The sequence below is a fragment of the Bacillus sp. SIMBA_154 genome, from assembly GCF_046536015.1.
GTDB lineage: Bacteria > Bacillota > Bacilli > Bacillales > Bacillaceae > Bacillus > Bacillus pumilus_P.
In genome coordinates this window covers 1-242 of sequence record NZ_JAWJBV010000589.1, presented here as the reverse complement: position 1 = coordinate 242, position 242 = coordinate 1, and the positions used below count along the sequence as shown (strand labels likewise).

Below are 242 nucleotides of genomic sequence, written 5' to 3'. Positions count from 1 at the left end.
CTTCTCTCATCCGTTCCAGGACTTCACCTGAGATCAGGTTTCTGGTTTCGCCGGTGAGCGGAAGATGCAACGAGATGACGTCAGAGTTCTCGAGAATGTCATCGATATCGGCGAGTGTGAATGCGCTTTCGGAGACGAATGGATCGTAGGCACGCACGTTCGCTCCGATGGCCGAATACATGCGCGCGACATGCTGGCCGATGCGACCCAATCCGACCACGCCGACGTCCAGGTTGGAGAGC

At 57.0% G+C, this 242-nt stretch carries 1 protein-coding gene; it reads right to left on the bottom strand.

Translation table 11 applies throughout. The annotated features are described in order from the left end of the window. Positions 1 to 242 (bottom strand): NAD(P)-dependent oxidoreductase (locus R0K30_RS23265; RefSeq protein WP_410613370.1); only part of this gene is annotated, 242 nt, incomplete at both ends.